The organism is Rhodococcus sp. NPDC003322 (assembly GCF_053589555.1).
On record NZ_JBSFSC010000002.1, the window covers coordinates 1,118,098 to 1,134,951 of the forward strand.

Annotated in this window: 18 protein-coding genes, 1 tRNA gene and 1 pseudogene; 13 read left to right on the forward strand and 7 right to left on the reverse strand. The window is 70.2% G+C overall.

Going from position 1 to position 16,854, the window contains the following annotated elements:
* Nucleotides 1-118: 118 nt before the first annotated feature.
* Entirely contained in the window at nucleotides 119-709 is a 591-nt protein-coding gene (locus tag ACWDUM_RS11510; RefSeq protein ID WP_450115589.1) for a putative glycolipid-binding domain-containing protein, read from the forward strand.
* Nucleotides 710-757: 48 nt separating this feature from the next.
* On the opposite strand, the gene ACWDUM_RS11515 is transcribed toward ACWDUM_RS11510, so the two are convergent.
* Nucleotides 758-1,726 (reverse strand): prephenate dehydrogenase, encoded by a 969-nt coding sequence (locus tag ACWDUM_RS11515; protein ID WP_450134065.1) that lies wholly within the window; start codon nucleotides 1,724-1,726, stop codon nucleotides 758-760.
* 49 nt (nucleotides 1,727-1,775) lie between these two features.
* Between ACWDUM_RS11515 and ACWDUM_RS11520 the strand changes: the two genes are divergently transcribed.
* Complete coding sequence (locus ACWDUM_RS11520; protein ID WP_450134066.1) at nucleotides 1,776-2,312, forward strand: tRNA adenosine deaminase-associated protein; 537 nt, start codon at nucleotides 1,776-1,778, stop codon at nucleotides 2,310-2,312.
* Between the two features lie 38 nt (nucleotides 2,313-2,350).
* Nucleotides 2,351-2,785, forward strand: a complete 435-nt coding sequence (locus ACWDUM_RS11525) for a nucleoside deaminase (protein ID WP_450134203.1) — start codon at nucleotides 2,351-2,353, stop codon at nucleotides 2,783-2,785.
* 30 nt (nucleotides 2,786-2,815) lie between these two features.
* On the opposite strand, the gene ACWDUM_RS11530 is transcribed toward ACWDUM_RS11525, so the two are convergent.
* On the reverse strand, nucleotides 2,816-3,385 hold the full coding sequence (locus ACWDUM_RS11530) for a TetR/AcrR family transcriptional regulator (protein WP_450134067.1): 570 nt from the start codon (nucleotides 3,383-3,385) through the stop codon (nucleotides 2,816-2,818).
* Nucleotides 3,386-3,459: 74 nt separating this feature from the next.
* On the opposite strand from ACWDUM_RS11530, the gene ACWDUM_RS11535 reads away from it, so the two are divergent.
* The 5 genes from ACWDUM_RS11535 (at nucleotide 3,460) to ACWDUM_RS11555 (ending at nucleotide 5,804) form a co-directional block, all read left to right on the forward strand.
* The gene (locus ACWDUM_RS11535; protein ID WP_450134068.1) at nucleotides 3,460-4,029 is read left to right on the forward strand and encodes a dihydrofolate reductase family protein; all 570 of its coding nucleotides are present in this window, start codon (nucleotides 3,460-3,462) and stop codon (nucleotides 4,027-4,029) included.
* Nucleotides 4,030-4,103: 74 nt separating this feature from the next.
* A tRNA-Ser gene (locus ACWDUM_RS11540) sits at nucleotides 4,104-4,194 on the forward strand.
* A gap of 64 nt (nucleotides 4,195-4,258) precedes the next feature.
* Nucleotides 4,259-4,582, forward strand: coding sequence for a helix-turn-helix domain-containing protein (locus ACWDUM_RS11545; protein ID WP_450134069.1), 324 nt, complete (start codon nucleotides 4,259-4,261; stop codon nucleotides 4,580-4,582).
* A gap of 56 nt (nucleotides 4,583-4,638) precedes the next feature.
* Complete coding sequence (locus ACWDUM_RS11550) at nucleotides 4,639-5,034, forward strand: hypothetical protein (RefSeq protein ID WP_450115583.1); 396 nt, start codon at nucleotides 4,639-4,641, stop codon at nucleotides 5,032-5,034.
* An 83-nt stretch (nucleotides 5,035-5,117) separates the two neighbouring features.
* Nucleotides 5,118-5,804: a YceI family protein gene (locus tag ACWDUM_RS11555; protein WP_450134070.1), complete on the forward strand. Its 687-nt coding sequence runs from the start codon at nucleotides 5,118-5,120 to the stop codon at nucleotides 5,802-5,804.
* A gap of 164 nt (nucleotides 5,805-5,968) precedes the next feature.
* On the opposite strand, the pseudogene ACWDUM_RS11560 reads toward ACWDUM_RS11555, so the two are convergent.
* Nucleotides 5,969-6,856: pseudogene (locus ACWDUM_RS11560) on the reverse strand (sterol desaturase family protein); the annotation flags it as partial.
* Nucleotides 6,857-7,023: 167 nt separating this feature from the next.
* Between ACWDUM_RS11560 and ACWDUM_RS11565 the strand changes: the two are divergent.
* A complete protein-coding gene (locus ACWDUM_RS11565) occupies nucleotides 7,024-7,407 on the forward strand; it encodes a hypothetical protein (RefSeq protein ID WP_450134071.1) in 384 nt (127 codons plus the stop codon).
* Entirely contained in the window at nucleotides 7,407-9,101 is a 1,695-nt protein-coding gene (locus tag ACWDUM_RS11570; RefSeq protein WP_450134072.1) for an alpha/beta hydrolase, read from the forward strand. Before ACWDUM_RS11565 ends, ACWDUM_RS11570 begins: the two co-directional genes overlap by 1 nt.
* A gap of 15 nt (nucleotides 9,102-9,116) precedes the next feature.
* Here the strand turns inward: ACWDUM_RS11570 and ACWDUM_RS11575 are convergent, their stop codons facing one another.
* Entirely contained in the window at nucleotides 9,117-10,235 is a 1,119-nt protein-coding gene (locus ACWDUM_RS11575; RefSeq protein WP_450134073.1) for an LLM class flavin-dependent oxidoreductase, read from the reverse strand.
* A 93-nt stretch (nucleotides 10,236-10,328) separates the two neighbouring features.
* The gene (locus ACWDUM_RS11580; RefSeq protein ID WP_450115625.1) at nucleotides 10,329-10,403 is read right to left on the reverse strand and encodes a putative leader peptide; all 75 of its coding nucleotides are present in this window, start codon (nucleotides 10,401-10,403) and stop codon (nucleotides 10,329-10,331) included.
* 106 nt (nucleotides 10,404-10,509) lie between these two features.
* Here ACWDUM_RS11580 and ACWDUM_RS11585 point away from each other — a divergent pair, with 106 nt between their 5' ends.
* From ACWDUM_RS11585 to ACWDUM_RS11595, 3 genes are all read left to right on the forward strand, one after another.
* A complete protein-coding gene (locus ACWDUM_RS11585) occupies nucleotides 10,510-10,968 on the forward strand; it encodes an RrF2 family transcriptional regulator (protein ID WP_450134074.1) in 459 nt (152 codons plus the stop codon).
* Nucleotides 10,969-11,034: 66 nt separating this feature from the next.
* Nucleotides 11,035-12,768, forward strand: a complete 1,734-nt coding sequence (locus tag ACWDUM_RS11590; RefSeq protein WP_450134075.1) for an ABC transporter ATP-binding protein — start codon at nucleotides 11,035-11,037, stop codon at nucleotides 12,766-12,768.
* On the forward strand, nucleotides 12,765-14,690 hold the full coding sequence (locus ACWDUM_RS11595) for an ABC transporter ATP-binding protein (RefSeq protein ID WP_450134076.1): 1,926 nt from the start codon (nucleotides 12,765-12,767) through the stop codon (nucleotides 14,688-14,690). The genes ACWDUM_RS11590 and ACWDUM_RS11595 overlap by 4 nt, the downstream gene beginning before the upstream one ends.
* 86 nt (nucleotides 14,691-14,776) lie before the next feature.
* Here ACWDUM_RS11595 and ACWDUM_RS11600 read toward each other — a convergent pair whose 3' ends face one another.
* Both ACWDUM_RS11600 and ACWDUM_RS11605 read right to left on the reverse strand, forming a co-directional pair.
* The gene (locus ACWDUM_RS11600) at nucleotides 14,777-16,030 is read right to left on the reverse strand and encodes a M20 metallopeptidase family protein (RefSeq protein WP_450134077.1); all 1,254 of its coding nucleotides are present in this window, start codon (nucleotides 16,028-16,030) and stop codon (nucleotides 14,777-14,779) included.
* Between the two features lie 50 nt (nucleotides 16,031-16,080).
* The gene (locus ACWDUM_RS11605; protein WP_450134078.1) at nucleotides 16,081-16,851 is read right to left on the reverse strand and encodes an ABC transporter ATP-binding protein; all 771 of its coding nucleotides are present in this window, start codon (nucleotides 16,849-16,851) and stop codon (nucleotides 16,081-16,083) included.
* Nucleotides 16,852-16,854: the final 3 nt, after the last annotated feature.

Sequence of the window (16,854 nt, forward strand, 5' to 3'; positions counted from 1 at the left end):
GTTCACAATGTCGCTCCCGTCCGCCGCCGACGCGTGCTCGACCGCTCCGAGGACGACGCGCTGGACGCGGATCGGTGCCTCCGCTGCTGATCGGGTCGACGTCGCTTACCGTAGACAGGTGACCAATGCAGCTCAGGGCGCCGACACCGTCTGGCCCGCGGTTCTCACGTGGCGGGCACACAACGCGCCTCGGATGGAGTCGGTGCGAGTGCAGTTGGTGGGCAACCGGATCAAGGCGTCCGGCCGGATCATCGGCGGGCAGTGCGCCGATCACCCCGCGTTCAGCGCCTCCTACGACCTCGTCACCGACGAGGCCGGGGTGACCCGACGCCTGTCGCTGCGGGCCAGCCTGGCAGCCGGGGAACGGCACGTGTCGATCAGCCGGGACGCCGAGGGGTACTGGATGGTCGAGGACGGCACCAACCATCACCGGTCCGCGTTCGGCGGCGCCCTCGACGTGGACGTGGTGCTCAGCCCGTTCTTCAACACGCTGCCGATCCGCCGGTTCGGGATGCAGCACGACTCCGAGGACATCCAGGTTCCGGTGGTCTACGTGTACCTACCCGACCTGAGCGTGCGGCCTGCGGACCTGACCTACAGCTCGGGTCCCGACGGCATCCACGTGCTGTCGCCGGTGTCGAGCTCGTCGGTGACCGTCGACGCGGACGGCTTCATCCTCGACTACCCGGGGCTCGCCGAGCGGATTTGAGCGCTTCACGTCCGTGCGTGATCTCACCCCGGTGAGGGTGAAATTCGCTCACAGGGTGCGCAGCGCTCCGCCTCGCCTGCCGGCGTCCCTCAGGGCCTCGGCCCAGCCCGGGCCGCCGATCTCGATGTCGGTGATGTCCCAGCGGTCGAGGTCGTCGTGCCGCCTCCGTGCCCGGTACCCCGCCTCGACCAGCGCCTCGGTGCTGCCCGAGTCGGCCAGGGCGCGGCGGGCGTCGGTCAGCAGCGCCAGGGCCTCGTCCAACGCGACCGTCAACGCCTGCGCGTTCGCCTCGCACATCGCCCGCACCAGCCTCGGGGCGGTGCCGGCGACGCGGGTGCCGTCCCGGTAGGAGCCGGCCGCCAGCGCCAGCGCCAGGTCGCCGCCGGACGCCGCGGTGACGGCGAGCGCCTCGGCCAGCAGGTGCGGCAGGTGGGAGATCCGCGCGACCGCCGAGTCGTGCTCGGCGGCCCCGGCGGGCACCACCACGGACCCGCAGTCGAGGGCCAGCCGCGCGACCGAAGTCCAGGCGGCCGGGTCGGTGTCGTCCTCGGCGGCGACCACCCACACCGCGCCGCGGAACAGGTCGACGTCCCCGGCCGACCATCCGGACTGCGCGGTGCCTGCCATCGGGTGCCCACCGACGAAGTTCGCGGCCAGGCCGTGCCGTCGGACGGCGTCGAGGACCGAGCCCTTCACGCTGACCACGTCGGTGAGTATGCAGTCGGGGGCGTGCGCCGCGACCTGCGTCAGGACGGCGTCGAGCGCCGGTTCGGGCACCGCGACCACCAGGATGGCGCCGGTGTCGCGGGCCCGGGTCAACACGGTCTGCAGGTCGGTGTCGGCGTCGTAGCCGTCCGCGCGGGCGCCCTCGACCGGGTCGGCCGACCGGTTCCAGCCCCACACGGTGCGGCCCGCCGCGGCCGCCGCCCGCACGAGTGATCCGCCGATCAATCCGAGGCCGAGCACACACACCGGACGATCAGCAGATTCAGCAGACACCCGGATAGGTTGGCACATTTCCCCGTCGGACTTCATGTAGGGGCCGCGCGCGGACTACGGTTGCCGCATGGCTGCACAGCGCGCGGGGAACAACGCCCCCTCGGACCGGTTCGAAGACCTCGAAGGCTTCGGTGTGGCAGTGGTGCTCGACGACGGGAAATGGAAGTGCACGGCCCTGACCTCGGCCGCACTGACCAGCCTCGATCAGGCCGAGAAGGAGCTGCTCGAGATGCGCGCGTCCGGCGCGGTGTTCGGCCTGCTGGACGTCGACGAGGAGTTCTTCGTCATCCTGCGTCCCGCACCGACCGGGACGCGGCTGCTGCTGTCCGACGCGACCATGGCCCTCGACTACGACATCGCCGCCGACGTGCTCGAGGCGCTGAACATCGAGGCCCCCGACATCGACCCCGACGACCTCGACGACATCGAGCCGTGGGAGGAGGGCGACCTGGGCGTCCTCTCCGACCTCGGTCTGCCGGAACCGGTACTCGGTGTGATCCTCGCGGAGACGGACCTGTACCCGGACGAGCAGCTGACGATGATCGCGCAGCGGCTCGGCTTCGGCACGGAGCTGACCGCGGTACTCGACGCCGCGCCGCGGTAGTGACGCTGTCGCAGTCGCCGCTCGCGCGCGACGAGGCGATGGTGCGTGCCGCGATCGAGGCCGCCGCCGCTGCCGGGGACGCGGACGTCCCGGTCGGGGCGGTCGTGTTCGACGCCGACGGGATCGAGCTCGCGCGGGCGGCGAACGCCAGGGAGGCGTCCGGCGACCCGACCGCGCACGCGGAGATCCTGGCGTTGCGGCAGGCCGCGAAGGTGCACGGGGACGGCTGGCGGCTCGAGGGTGCCACCCTCGCGGTGACGCTGGAGCCGTGCACGATGTGCGCAGGCGCGCTGGTGCTGGCGCGGGTGTCGAGGGTCGTGTTCGGGGCGTGGGAACCGAAGACCGGGGCAGTCGGGTCGTTGTGGGACGTGGTCCGCGACCGCCGGCTCACCCACCGCCCACAGGTGCGCGGCGGCGTCCTCGAGGCCGAGTGCGTGACGCTGCTCGACGACTTCTTCCGCACCCACCGCTGACGGCGACGTGCTCGTCGGCGGGTGCCGGGCTCAGTGCGGGAGGAGGCCCGCGACGAGCGCGTCGACGATCTCGTCGGTCGAGGTGTCGGGCATCAGCGGTGTGGTGAGCCGGTCCAGGAGGAGCCCGTCGACGGCGTAGTGGAACAGCGCGATCTCGCGGGCGCCGCCGGGCAGGCCGGCCGCGGTGTTGAATGCGACGTCCGCTTCGAAGCCCGATCGTCCCCACTCCGACATCATCGCCGCGACTTCCGGGCGCCTCGTGCTCTCGAGTCGCAGTTCGAAGAGCGCCATGGTCACCTCCCGGTTCTCGGTCAGCCGGCGCACGATGTCGCGCAGGTAGTCGGCGAACAGTTCGCGGCTCGGCTCCCTGTCCGCGAGGGCGGCGAGGACGTCCGCGTCGGGTGTCAGGCGCTCACCGATGCGTTCCACCAGTCCGGCGATGAGCTCGTCCCGGCTGCGGAAGTAGTTCGATGCCGTGCCCAGGGGCACGCCCGCCTCACGATCGACCGCCCGGTGGGTCAGCCCCCGAGCGCCCTGATTCGCCAGGACCGTCAGGCCTGCGTCGGCGAGTGACTGCCGACGCTCGTCGTTGCGCGCCATGGAAAACATGCTAGCCGAACCACGACACCTGTTGTACATTGGCATTCACGACAGTTGTAGTGATTGGAGTTGGAATGCGTGAACTCGTGTACTACGTCGCCGCCAGCCTCGACGGTTACATCGCCGGTCCCGAAGGTCAGTTCGATGCGTTCGTCCTCGAGGGCGACCACATGGCCGACCTCGCGCGCTTCGCCGACGCACTCCCCACCGACGGCGCCGAGCATCTCGGCATCGCTCAGCCGCGTACCGGGTTCGACACCGTGCTCATGGGGTGGAACACCTACGCCGCCGGGCTGCCCGACGGCGTGACCAGCCCGTACCGCCATCTGCGGCAGATCGTGTTCTCGCGCAGCAACACCGCCGACGCCGAGAACCTGGAGGTGACCGATGCCGATCCGGTGGAGCTCGTGCGTGAACTGAAGCGCACGGACGGCGCGGGCATCTGGCTGTGCGGCGGCGGCAAACTGGCCGGCCGGCTCGCCGGCGAGATCGACCGGCTGATCGTCAAGCGCCATCCGGTGCTCTTCGGGGCCGGTATTCCGCTGTTCGACGGGGTCGCGTACCTCCCCGTCGTGTTCGACGTGGTCGACACCCGTGCGTTCGCCTCCGGGGTCGAGGTCGTCGAGTACGCGCCGCGGCGCTGACGGGCCCGGGTCGGCCGGTGCCGGTTGACCTGCGGATTTAGTGCCGTGCGGTCGAGTCGGGTAAAGTCACCAGCGGTGGCGTGTCCGAGCGGCCTAAGGAGCACGCCTCGAAAGCGTGTGACGGGTAACCCCCGTCCGAGGGTTCAAATCCCTCCGCCACCGCCAAAGCTCCCCACCTGTGTACGCAGGTGGGGAGCTTTTTCATGCCCCGGCAGGCCTGTCCAGGCCGGTGTCGACGGCTCGCGGACCCGGCGCGCGGCTGTCGACGACGCACTTCCTGCGACTCTTCGCGGCGGAGACCGGCACGAGCTTCCGCCGATGCCGGATGTGGGCCCGAATGGTCCGCGTCGCGGGTTCGCCGGCGAAGGCAACGGACCTGACGGGCGCCTCGATGGATGCGGGATTTGCGTCCCCGTCGCATTTCAGCGACGCGTTTCGCTCGATGTTCGGACCGACCGCGACCGATCTGCTCGCGGCGGGGGTCCCGATCCGGTTGCTCGACACCGCGGTCGGTGGCCCGGGCCCGGGCACGTCGCCGGGGTCCACAGAGTGAATGCGATTCGCCGAACCCGCCGATGCCGGTGGCCTCGATCTGGTAACGATGTGGCCGTGAACAAGGCTTCGATCGTGATTCCCCTCGCCGGTGCAGCGGTGCTGGCGCTCGCCGGCTGCTCGTCGGACGACTCGTCTTCCTCCTCCGGCGCCACCGAGGACGGCCTGCGGGCCGCGGTCGACGCCCAGTACGCGAACCTGCAGAAGGCCGACTGGTCCGCGGACTACGACAACCTGTCCGCGCGGTGCCAGGAGAAGTTCGGCCGAGAGGAGTACGCCACGGCCGCGGCGACGGCATACGCCGGCCGCGACTTCTCCGGGGCGCAGGAAGTCGCCATCACCATGGACGGGGAGTCGGCCACCGTGGTCGCGACCTCGTTCGACGGCAAGGGCAGCAAGGCGCCGATGACGTGGACATACGTGGACGGGCAGTGGAAGTTCGACAACTGCTGACACCTCGCTCACCGGTTGCCCCTCGGGCTCCGCGCGCATCGTGACGCCCCCACGACCTTGAAAGCTCAACTATTCTGGCCGTCATGACCAAGCGCTGGTGGATTCTCGGTGGAATCGTCGTCGTCGCGCTCCTCGCGCTCGTCGCAGGACCGTGGGTGTACGGGAACTGGATCGCGGAGGACGACGCCCCGGCCGCGTCGGTGTCCACGGAAGGCGCACAGACGGCCGAGGGTGACGTCAACGGTCAGTGGACCGTGGTAGCAGGCACAGAGCCCAACAAGACCGCCGCCGGCTACACCGTCCACGAGATCCTCAACGGCGCCAGCGTCACCGTCGTCGGCACCACCGGCGACGTCTCCGGCTCGGCGACCGTCGAGTCCGCCAAGCTCACCGCCGCCGAGGTCGTCGTGCAGGTCGCGTCCGTCAAGACCGACAGCGCCCGCCGCGACGGCCAGTTCACCGGCAACGTGATGAATGCCGCGCAGTACCCGACCGCGACATTCACGCTCGACGGTCCGGTCGACCTGTCCGCGGTGCCCACCGACGGCACCGCAGGCACCGTCCCCGCGACCGGCACCCTCACCCTCAAGGGCACCTCGCGCCCGGTCAGCGTCGACGTCGAGGTGCTGCGCTCGGGGAACGAGCTGATCGCCTCCGGTGCCATTCCCGTCACCTGGACCGACTTCGGTGTCACCCCGCCGTCGCTCGGGTTCGTCACCGTCGACGGCACCGGCACCGTCGACTTCCTGGTCAGCCTGCAGAAGAGCTAGGGCACCCCTCCCACATCCCGTTTCGGCGCCCCGGGCGCCCGATCGCCGTCCAGCTGCGTTGTCGTCGTCGCCGATACAACCCCGGTATCGGCTTCTCCTCCGCCTTGCCGGGCAACGATCGTTTCGCCCGGTGCATCCGGCGGGATGTGAGAGGCGCGCCCTTTCCACCCAGGTGGGCCGAAGACGTAGCCGAACTTGTGCCGCCACGAGTCGGCGGCGCGCACGTCCCGGGCGATGGCCGCGTACTCGTGGCCCTGCAGGGTGAGGATGTTGTATGTGCCGACGGGTTTGGTCAGCCCGTACGTCGGCCGGTGCGTCTCCTCCCGGAAGGTGCCGAACATCCGGTCCCAGAGGATCAGGATTCCCGCGTAATTCCGGTCCAGGTACTCCGGGTCACAGCCGTGGTGGACCCGGTGGTGCGAGGGTGTGTTGAAGACGAACTCGATCGGCCGCGGCAACCGGTCGACGTGCTCGGTGTGCACCAGGAACTGGTAGACGCGGTTCGCCGAGAACCCGACGAACACCATCCACGGCGGCATCCCGAGGAGCGGCAACGGGAGCCACATCAGGATCTCGCCGCTGTCGTTCCACTTCTGCCGCAGCGCGGTCGCGAAGTTGTAGTACTCGCTCGAGTGGTGCGCCTGGTGGGTGGCCCACACGATCCGCACCCGGTGCGCGATCCGGTGATACCAGTAGAACAGCAGGTCGACGCCCACGATCAGGATCACCCACGTGTACCAGGCGTCGGGCGGCAGGTGCCACGGCGCGAGGTATGCCCAGATCGCCGCGTAGCCGACCAACGCGAGTGCCTTCCACGCCGCGCTCGTGGCGACCGACACCAGCCCCATAGAGATGCTCGTCCGCGCGTCCCGGCCCTGGTAGCCGCCCTTCGGTGGGTGCGTGCGCCCGGCCTCGTCGATCTCCGGTTCGGCGAGGTAGCGGGCCGCGACCCACTCCAGCACCAGGAACAGCACGAAGAACGGGATCGCGAGCGCGACCGGGTCACGCAGCGGCTGAGGCAGAGAATTCCACAGGTCGGGCACCGAGAACATGCAAGCAGTGTGGACCCGTCGGCCGCCCGCGATCCAGGGAATGGCGGACGCAACGCGGCGGTGCCCGGTTCCCCTGGGGACAAGCCCCTGTGCAGCGCCGCCGCCGCGCCGATCCCGCCGATAGCGTGCCGGTGACGTGAGCGGAGGGGGACCGGATGGACGGGGAGATGCGAGTCGACGCCGACGCGGTGGTCGCGCTGGCGCGGGCGCTGGCGGCAGCAGCGGACGCGGTGGCCGCTGGTGATCCGGGGAGACCGGTCGGATCGGCCGCGGAGGCGCTGCCGGGATCGGACACCGCCGCCGCGCTCGCGCCGCTGTCCGCCGCCCTCACGGATGCGGTCGCGGACACCGCGCAGCGACTCCGGGCGCTGTCCGCCGCCGCGACCGGCACGGCAGCCGGATATGCAGGCACCGACGCCGCCACCGCCGCGCGGCTCGCCGCGGAGGACCACCGGCGGCCCGCCGCCGGCGATGACTGGCGGCCCGCCGCCGCGAGCGATTGGCGGCCCGCCGCCGGCGATGACTGGCGGCCCGCCGCCGGTGACCGCTGATGCGCCCGACCCTGACCCGGCTGCGCGGCTGGACCCCGGACGCGCTCACCGACTGCGCGGGCGCGCTCGACGCGGTGAGCCGGGACCATCTCGCCGCCGTCCGCGCCGCCCACGTGCGGACCCACGACACCGACTGGACGGGTGTGGCCGCGGCCGCTGCCCTCGACCGTGTGGAACGCGAACTCGTTTCGGCGACAGAGTTTTCCGCGGCGCTGGACGACGTCGCGACCGCGCTGCGAACGGCCGCGGCCACCATCGGCGCGGCCCGCTCGACAGCGCTCGCCGTCGCGGGCGACGCTGCCGACGTGTTCGGGTTGCGCGTGAGCGACAGCGGACGGGTGACCGCGCTCGCGGCGCCGTGGCTCGCGGCCGTGCCGGCCACCGCGGTCGTCGGTGCCGCGCTCGCCGTCCTCGCCCGCATCCAGGAGGCCCGGCTGTCGGCGGCGTTGGACGCCGTCGACGAGGCCGACCGAGCGGTCGCGGACGCACTGCGACGGGGCGGGGTGGGGCCGGCGTCCGAACCCGCCCCACCGGCGAGCGACGCGGTGCCCGAAGCGAACACGACCTACTGGACGCGCCTGACCGAGGAGCAGCGCCGCGAGGTGATCGCGGCGCACCCCGGGTGGATCGGCAACCGGGACGGCATTCCGGCCGCCGCTCGTGACGCCGCGAACCGGGCCCAGCTCGCCGCCGACCGGCGCGGCCTCGGACAGCGTCTCGAAGAACTTCGTGCCGCCGCTCGCTACCGGGAGTCCTTCGGCGCGGCCGGTTCCTGGGCCCGGGCCGAGATCGGGGCCGTCCGCTCCCGGCTCGACGAGATCGACGCGGTCTCACGGGCCATCGCCGATCCGGACCGGCGGCTGCTCGTCTACCGAGGCGGAGTGGAGGTGCGGGCCGCGGTCGCCATCGGGGACGTCGACAATGCCGACCACGTCGCCGCGTTCACTCCGGGCGTCAACTCGACCGTGCGTGACGACCTCGCGAGGTATGCCGAGTCGATGGAAGGGCTGCGCGGTGACGCCACGCGCCAGCTCGTCGCCGCCGAACGCGCCGACGAGACCGTCGCAGCCGTCGTCTGGATGGACTACCGTGCACCGCAACTCGATCCGGACGATCCGGTGGGATCGGTGCGGGACGCGATCGTCGACCTCGGCGGCGCGAAGGCGGCGCGCGCCGGAGCCCAGGCACTGGCGTCGTTCTACCGCGGTCTCGCCGCTTCCCGGGCGGATCCGATGCATCTGACCGCGGTCGGACACTCCTACGGGTCGACGACCACCGGGATGGCGCTGCGGCGCGGGGACACCGGGGTCGACGACGCGGTGTTCCTCGGCTCGCCCGGGCTCGGCACCGACACCGTCGCGGATCTCGGCCTGGCCCCGGGGCACGTCTACGTGGCCGAGGCGCACGGTGACCGGGTGGCCGACCTCGCGGCCTACGGGACCGACCCGAACCGTCTCTCGGGGGTCACCAATCTTTCCACGGCGGCTGCCGAGGTGGACGGCGAATCATATTCCGGTGCAACCGGACACAGTGACTACTTGAGTGCCGGGAGCACGAGCCGACACAACGTCGCCGCCGTGGTCGCGGGGTTGCCCGAGTACACGGTGGAGGGAACCGACCGCGGGGTCGCCGACCGCGTGCCCGGATCCCCGCTCGGCGACCTGCGGGAACGGGTCTTCGGCGGCGGGCGGTGAACCGGGGCGGACGGCTCAGGCGTGGACCAGGGCGCGGTCGCCGGCCAGCAGGCCGCGGCGCGCGAGGATCGGACGCACACCCTCGCCGAACCAGTACGCCTCCTCGACGTGCGGGTAGCCGGACAGGATGAACTCGTCGATGCCGAGGGCGTGATACTCCTCGATCCGGTCCGCGACCTCGGTGTGGCTGCCGACCAGGGCGGTTCCGGCGCCGCCGCGAACCAGTCCGACCCCTGCCCACAGGTTCGGGGCGATCTCCAGGTCGGCGGTGCTGCCGCCGTGCAGGGCGGTCATCCGGCGCTGTCCCTCCGACTCGGCGTTCGCGAACCGGGAGGCGGTGTCGGCGATCGCGTCGGGGTCGAGGCCGGCGAGCATCTTCTCGGTCACCGCCCATGCCTCGGCCGAGGTGTCGCGGGTGATCACGTGCAGTCGGATGCCGAATCGGATTGTCCGGCCCGCCCGTTCGGCGTGCTCGCGGACGGCGGCGATCTTGGCGGCCACCGCGTCGGGGCGTTCACCCCAGGTGAGGTAGACGTCGGCGTTCGCGCCCGCGACAGGGAGTGCAGCTGCGGATGAGCCGCCGAAGTACAACGGCGGCACCGGATTCGGCGGTGCGGAGGTCGTGGCACCAACCAGGCGGTAGTGCTCGCCCGTGTAGTCGAACGGGGCCTCGCCCCACGTGCCGCGGAGCGCCTGCATGAACTCGGCGGTGCGCGCATACCGCTCGTCCTTGGTCAGCCAGTCGCCGAACTGGCGTTGCTCGGCGGAGTCGCCGCCCGTCACCACGTTGAGCAGCAGTCGTCCGCCGGACAGGCGTTGGAAGCTCGACGCCATCTGCGCGGCCAGGGTGGGGGAGATGACGCCGGGGCGGAAGGCGACGAGGAACTTCAGGCGGGTCGTCGCCGGGATCAGTGCCGCGGTCGTCAGCCAGGCGTCCTCGCAATGGGTTCCGGTCGGGGTGAGCACACCGGTGAATCCGGCCGCCTCCGCGGCGCGGGCGACCTGCGTCAGGTACTCCAGGGTGGGGGCCCGGTTGCCGGCCGTGCGCGGGTCGGCATTAGAGGAGTTCGAGTTGTCCACGATGCCGCGGCCGTCGCCGGCGGTGGGCAGGAACCAGTGCAAATCGATGCTCATGGGGTCTTCCGATGCGGTGTGGCGGTCGGAGCCGCGCAGGAGAGCGCCGTACCCGGGCGGATCCGGTCGACGAGAGAAGAGGAGGCAGATCGATCAGCGACAGAGAGCGCCGGCGACGCGCAGGAGGTCGACGTGGCGTCGAACCGTGAGCGCGAGGTGGCCGGACATGCGCACAGGATTTCAGCGCACGACCTGTCTGTCAATCGGTTCTTGGCTATTCCATACCGAAATGGTAGGAATTGAGCTCGACTTCAGGTACAGGGGAGGGACACGCGTGCACATCAGCGCGAAGGTCGACTACGCGGTGCGCACGCTCGTCGAGATCGCCGCCGCCGACACGACCACCCCCGTGAAGGCGGAGTACCTGGCCACCGCCCAGGCCATCCCGCACAAATTCCTCGAAGCGGTCCTCGGCGACCTGCGACGCGCAGGCATGGTGCACAGCCGCCGCGGACCCGACGGTGGCTACTGGCTGGCCCGGCCCGCGGACGAGATCGCGGTGGCGGACGTGATCCGCACGGTCGAGGGCCCGCTGGCCTCGGTGCGGGGGGAACGGCCCGAAGAGGTCGAGTACACCGGCGCGGCCGCGCCGCTGCGGGACGTGTGGATCGCGGTCCGGGTCAACCTGCGTGCGGTGCTCGAGGCGGTCACCATCGCGGACATCGCGGTCGGCGCCCTTCCGGAGTTCGTCGACGAGCTGACGGCCGAGCCTCAGGCATGGCGTCGCCGCTGACCGGCCTGCTGTGATCCGAGCGCGTCCCCCGGGCAGCAAACAAGCAGGTTGGTAGCCTCGGTCAATATGTTGTACTCACTGCTCCGGACATACCTGCGGCCGTATCGGGCCGATCTGACGGGTGTGATCGTGCTGCAGTTGATCTCCACGATGGCGTCGCTGTACCTGCCGAGCCTCAACGCGGACATCATCGACAAGGGCGTCACCAAGGGTGACACCGGTGTGGTGCTGTCCACCGGCGGCGTCATGCTGCTCATCACCGGCCTGCAGATCGCGTGCAGCATCGGCGCGGTGTACTTCGGTGCCCGCGCGGCGATGGGTCTCGGCCGTGACCTGCGCGCCGCGGTGATGTACAAGGTCGGCGACTTCTCCTCCCGGGAGGTCGGCTTCTTCGGCGCGCCGTCGCTGATCACCCGCAACACCAACGACGTCCAGCAGATCCAGATGGTCGTCGTGATCTCCTGCACCATCCTGGTGGCGGCCCCGATCATGTGCATCGGCGGTGTCGTCATGTCGATCCGGCAGTCGCAGGGCCTGGCCTGGGTGCTGGCCGTCGCCGTGCCGGTCCTGGCGGTGACGATGTTCCTGGTGATCCGGAAGATGGTCCCGGAGTTTCGGTCCATGCAGGTGCGGATCGACGCGATCAACCGGGTGCTGCGTGAACAGATCACCGGCATCCGCGTGGTCCGCGCCTTCGTCCGGGAGCGGCACGAGGAAGAGCGGTTCGGCCTTGCGAACGATTCCCTCGTCTCCGTCGCGCTGCGGGTGGGCCGGCTGACGGCGTTCATGGGCCCCGCCGTGATGCTGATCGCGAACCTCACCAGCATCTCGGTGTTGTGGTTCGGTGCCCACCTGATCAACGACGGCAAGATGGAGATCGGCGCGCTGACCGCGGTGCTGTCCTACATCATGCAGATCCTGATGTCGGTGATGATGGTCACGGTGATGACGGTGCTGTTGCCGCGCGCCTCGGTGTGCGCCGAACGGATCACCGAGGTCCTCGACACCGAACCGTCCGTCACCGAACCGGAGTGGCTGCTCGAGTCCTGGCGCGAGCGCGGCATCGTCGAGATGCGCGACGTGTCCTTCGCCTTTCCCGGCGCGGACGAGCCGGTGCTCCGCAACATCAGCTTCCTCGCCGAACCGGGTATGACCACCGCGATCATCGGCGGCACCGGCGCGGGCAAGTCGACCCTGCTGAACCTGATCCCCCGACTGATCGATGTCACCGACGGCCAGGTCCGTGTCGGAGCGGCGGACGTCCGGTCGATCGCCCCGGAGCGGTTGCGCGCCTCGATCGGGCTGGTGCCGCAGAAGCCGTTCCTGTTCTCCGGCACCGTCGCCACCAACCTGCGCTACGGCAACCCCGACGCGACCGATGCCCAATTGTGGCGGGCGCTCGAGGTGGCGCAGGCAGCTGACTTCGTGCGCGCCGTCCCCACCGGGCTCGACACCCCCATCGCGCAGGGCGGGACCAACCTGTCCGGGGGGCAGCGGCAGCGCATCGCGATCGCCCGCGCCCTCGTCCGCCGCGCCGAGATATACCTGTTCGACGACTCGTTCTCCGCGCTCGACCTCGGCACCGACGCCCGGCTGCGGGCGGCCCTGGAGCCGGTGACCCGCGAGGCCTGCGTGATCATCGTCGCGCAGCGGGTGTCGACGATCATCGCCGCCGATCAGATCCTGGTGCTCGACAACGGGCGGATCGTCGGCGTCGGCAGGCACGAGCAACTTCTCGACACCTGTCCCACCTATGCGGAGATCGTCGCCTCCCAGTTCACCGCACAGGAGGCGTCGTGAGTGCCGCGAAGAAGGGCGGCGCGAAGAAGGCCGCCGCCACGATCCCCGGCAAGAAGGCGCTGAACTTCTGGCCGTCGCTGCGGCGGCTGCTGCGCCGGTTGGCCCCGCACCGCTTCCAGGTGGCGGCGGTCATCGTCCTCGCCACGATCAGCGTGGTGTTCAGCGTGGTGAGCCCGAAGATCATGGGGCGCGCCACCAACATCATCTTCGACGGCATGATCGGCAGGCAGCTGCCTGCCGGCCTGACCAAGGACCAGGCCGTCGAGGCGCTGCGCGCGGAGGGGCAGAACACCTTCGCCGACATGATCTCGGGGATGGACGTCGTCCCGGGTGTCGGCATCGACTGGTCCGCGCTGACGCAGGTCCTCGTCCTGGTGCTCGTGCTGTTCCTGATGGCGTCGCTGTTCGCGTGGGTGCAGGCGTACCTGCTCAACGACGTCGTCCAGGGCACCGTCAAGCAGTTGCGCGCCGACGTCGAGGCCAAGATCCACCGGCTGCCGCTGCGCTACTTCGACACCACGCAGCGCGGCGACCTGCTCTCCCGGGTCACCAACGACATCGACAATGTCGCCCAGACGGTGAGCCAGACGGTCAACCAGTTGCTCACCGCCGTGCTCACCGTGGTCGGCATCCTCGCGATGATGCTGTGGATCTCGCCGCTGCTGACGCTGATCGCGGTGCTGACGGTGCCGGCGTCGGTGGCGGTGACCGCGGTCATCGCGAAGCGTTCGCAGAAGCACTTCGTCGCCCAGTGGCAGAACACCGGCGCCCTCAACGCACAGATCGAGGAGGCCTACACCGGCCACGACCTGGTGCAGGCGTTCGGCAGGCAGCGTGAGGTCCGGGCCGCCTTCGACGAGAAGAACCGCAACCTCTACGAGTCGGGGTTCAAGGCGCAGTTCATCTCCGGTCTGGTGCAGCCGGCAGTGATGTTCCTCGGCAACCTGAACTACGTCGCGATCGCGGTGATCGGTGGCATGCGAGTGGCGTCGGGCTCGATGACCCTCGGTGACGTGCAGGCGTTCATCCAGTACTCGCGACAGTTCTCCCAGCCGATCACCCAGATCAGCTCGATGATGAACCTCATGCAGTCCGGCGTCGCCTCCGCGGAGCGGGTGTTCGAGCTGCTCGACGAACCGGAGGAGATCCCGGATCCGGAGTCCGCCGTCACCCCCCGGGTGAACCGGGGCCTGGTCGAATTCCAGGACGTGTGCTTCCGGTACAAGGAGGACCAGCCGCTGATCGAGGACCTGAACCTCATCACGCGGCCCGGCCAGATGGTCGCGATCGTGGGTCCGACCGGCGCAGGCAAGACGACGCTGGTGAACCTGGTGATGCGGTTCTACGAGGTGAACGCGGGCCGGATCCTGCTCGACGGCGCCGACATCGCGCACATGACGCGCGACGACCTGCGGTCCCGGATCGGGATGGTGCTGCAGGACACGTGGCTGTTCGGCGGCACGATCCGCGACAACATCGCCTACGGCCTGCCCGGAGCCACCGAGGAACAGATCCTGGAGGCCGCGCGGATGAGCTACGTGGACCGGTTCGTGCGGACCCTGCCGAACGGCTACGACACGATCATCGACGAGGAGGGCAACAACGTCAGCGCCGGCGAGAAGCAGCTGATCACCATCGCCCGCGCGTTCGTGGCCCAGCCGTCGATCCTGATCCTCGACGAGGCCACCAGCTCCGTCGACACCCGCACCGAACTGCTCGTCCAGCACGCGACCGCCGCGCTGCGCAGCGACCGCACCAGCTTCGTCATCGCGCACCGGCTCTCGACCATCCGCGACGCCGACGTGATCCTCGTGATGAAGGACGGGCGCATCGTCGAGCAGGGCTCGCACACCCACCTGCTCGAGCAGGGCGGTGCGTATGCGGAGCTCTACCACAGCCAGTTCGCGGGAGCGATGAGCTGACCGGATCGACGTCCGACGGAGCCGCCCGACCGGTGACGGGCGGCTCCAGCGGCGGGTTCGTTGCGCCGGTTCGCTGCGGCCGGGGCTCAGAGGTGCAGTCGGTCCCAGGCGAGCTGGGCGAGTAGCGCGGACTGGTCGGCGAGCACCGCGTCGTCGAACAAGACCTGCGGGGAATGGCTGTACGCCGCGGTGGCCGGATCGACGTGCGCCGGACTGGCACCGAGCAAGATGTAGCTGCCCGGGACTCGCTCTAGGACGAACGAGAAGTCCTCGGAACCGAGCCTCGGCGTCATGGTCGTTTCGACACGGTCGGTGCCGAACATCGCGATCATCGTGTCCAGCGCTCGTCGCGTCTCCGCCTCGTCGGTGACGGTCACCGGATACGAGCGCTCGAAGTCGACGTCCGCGCGCAGCCTGTGGGCGTGGGCGATGCCCGCGACGATCCGCCGCGATTCCGCCTCGACGATGTCGAGGGCTTCCCGGGAGAACGTCCGTACGGTAGCGGCCAGACTCGCCGTCTCGGGCAGCACGTTCACCGCGTCGCCGGCGCTCAGCCGGGTGACTGACAGGACCGCGGGATCGAGGACGTCGACGCGACGGGTGATCATCGACTGCAGGGCGAGGACGATCTCGGCCAGTGCGGGCACCGGGTCGCGGCCCTGGTGCGGGCGGCTACCGTGACCGCCGGATCCGGTCAGCGTGACACTCAGGACGCTCGAGCTTCCGAGGATCGTGCCCGACCGGGTGCGAAACCGTCCGGGTACGCCCGGGCCGACATGAACCGCGTACGCGGCGATCGGAAGCGAGCCGGACGCCGCGAGTGCGCCCTCGTCGATCATCACGCGGGCGCCGCCATGCCCCTCTTCTCCCGGCTGGAACATCAGAAGCACGTCGCCGTGGAGATCTTCTCGCCGCGCGGCGAGAAGGTGGGCCGCTCCGACGAGTCCGGCGGTGTGCATGTCGTGGCCGCAGGCGTGCATCGCGCCGTTGGTCGCCCGGTACGGGAGGTCGTTCTCCTCGACGACCGGGAGCGCGTCCATGTCGCCGCGCAACAGCACGGTGGGGCCGGGGTGCCCGCCGCGCAGTACCGCCACAACCGACGTGGTTCGCTCACCGAGGGTGATCTCGAGATCGAGCCCGGCAAGCTCCTCGAGGACGGCGGCCTGGGTCTTCGGCAGCTCCAATCCCACCTCGGGGTGCGCGTGCAGCCGGCGCCGCAATGTCACCAGTCGTGGGAGGAGATCGGCTGCCGCGGTGAGGAACTCGACTCCGTGGGCGGTGTCGTTTCCGCCCGGGTCCGGCGCGGTGGTTGCCGCTGTCGTGGTCGACGTGCTGTTCATGATGGCTCCTCAGAGGTGTGTGTCTGCGCCGGCGGATCGAGCGGCGCTGGTCAGGCGAGGGTGAAGCCGGGCGTCCCGGGAACAGCGTCGAGGAGGGCGCGGGTGTACCCGTCTCGTGGGCGTTCGAGGACGTCGGCAGCGGCGCCCTGTTCGACGATCCGGCCACGGTGCAGGACGGCGACGTCGTCGCTGACCTGTCGGACGACCGCGAGGTTGTGCGAGATGAAGAGCATCGTCAGGCCGAGTTCGGTGCGGATCCGGTCGAGCAGGCGCAGTATCTCCGCCTGGACGGAGACGTCGAGGGCCGACGTGATCTCGTCGGCCACGACGATCGACGGGCCGACGACGAGTCCGCGGGCGATGGCGATGCGCTGCCGCTGACCACCCGAGAACTCGTGCGGATACCGGTGCATCGCGTCACCCGGTAGATGAACCTGTTCGAGCCAGTGCCGGATGAGCGTTTGGTGTTTGCCGGTGTCGACGTGGCGGGGGTCGACCGCCTCGGCGAGCGCGTACCCTACGGTGCGGCGCGGGTCGAGCGACGAATAGGGATCCTGCGGGATCATCTGGATCTGGCGACGCAGCCGCGCGCGGCCGCGTCGGTCCATCGCGTGTACGTCGATGCCCGCGACCCGCACGGTGCCCGCGCTCGGGCGGATCAGTCCGACCAGGGTCTTCGCGAGAGTGGACTTGCCGCTGCCGGATTCGCCAACGATGCCGAGCGTTCGGCCTTTCGCGACGCTGGTGGTGATGCCGCCGAGGATCGGCGCGGCCCGGCGGCCTCGCCCCAGCCGGACCTCGAGGTCTTCGATGTCGAGCACGCC

What these genes read in the sequence shown, in the direction of transcription:
- ACWDUM_RS11515 (WP_450134065.1), bottom strand. Translation starts at nt 1,726, where the DNA reads ATGTGCCAACCTATCCGGGTGTCTGCTGAATCTGCTGATCGTCCGGTG.
- ACWDUM_RS11520 (WP_450134066.1), top strand. Translation starts at nt 1,776, where the DNA reads ATGGCTGCACAGCGCGCGGGGAACAACGCCCCCTCGGACCGGTTCGAA.
- ACWDUM_RS11525 (WP_450134203.1), top strand. Translation starts at nt 2,351, where the DNA reads ATGGTGCGTGCCGCGATCGAGGCCGCCGCCGCTGCCGGGGACGCGGAC.
- ACWDUM_RS11530 (WP_450134067.1), bottom strand. Translation starts at nt 3,385, where the DNA reads ATGGCGCGCAACGACGAGCGTCGGCAGTCACTCGCCGACGCAGGCCTG.
- ACWDUM_RS11535 (WP_450134068.1), top strand. Translation starts at nt 3,460, where the DNA reads ATGCGTGAACTCGTGTACTACGTCGCCGCCAGCCTCGACGGTTACATC.
- ACWDUM_RS11555 (WP_450134070.1), top strand. Translation starts at nt 5,118, where the DNA reads ATGACCAAGCGCTGGTGGATTCTCGGTGGAATCGTCGTCGTCGCGCTC.
- ACWDUM_RS11565 (WP_450134071.1), top strand. Translation starts at nt 7,024, where the DNA reads ATGCGAGTCGACGCCGACGCGGTGGTCGCGCTGGCGCGGGCGCTGGCG.
- ACWDUM_RS11570 (WP_450134072.1), top strand. Translation starts at nt 7,407, where the DNA reads ATGCGCCCGACCCTGACCCGGCTGCGCGGCTGGACCCCGGACGCGCTC.
- ACWDUM_RS11575 (WP_450134073.1), bottom strand. Translation starts at nt 10,235, where the DNA reads ATGAGCATCGATTTGCACTGGTTCCTGCCCACCGCCGGCGACGGCCGC.
- ACWDUM_RS11590 (WP_450134075.1), top strand. Translation starts at nt 11,035, where the DNA reads ATGTTGTACTCACTGCTCCGGACATACCTGCGGCCGTATCGGGCCGAT.
- ACWDUM_RS11600 (WP_450134077.1), bottom strand. Translation starts at nt 16,030, where the DNA reads ATGAACAGCACGTCGACCACGACAGCGGCAACCACCGCGCCGGACCCG.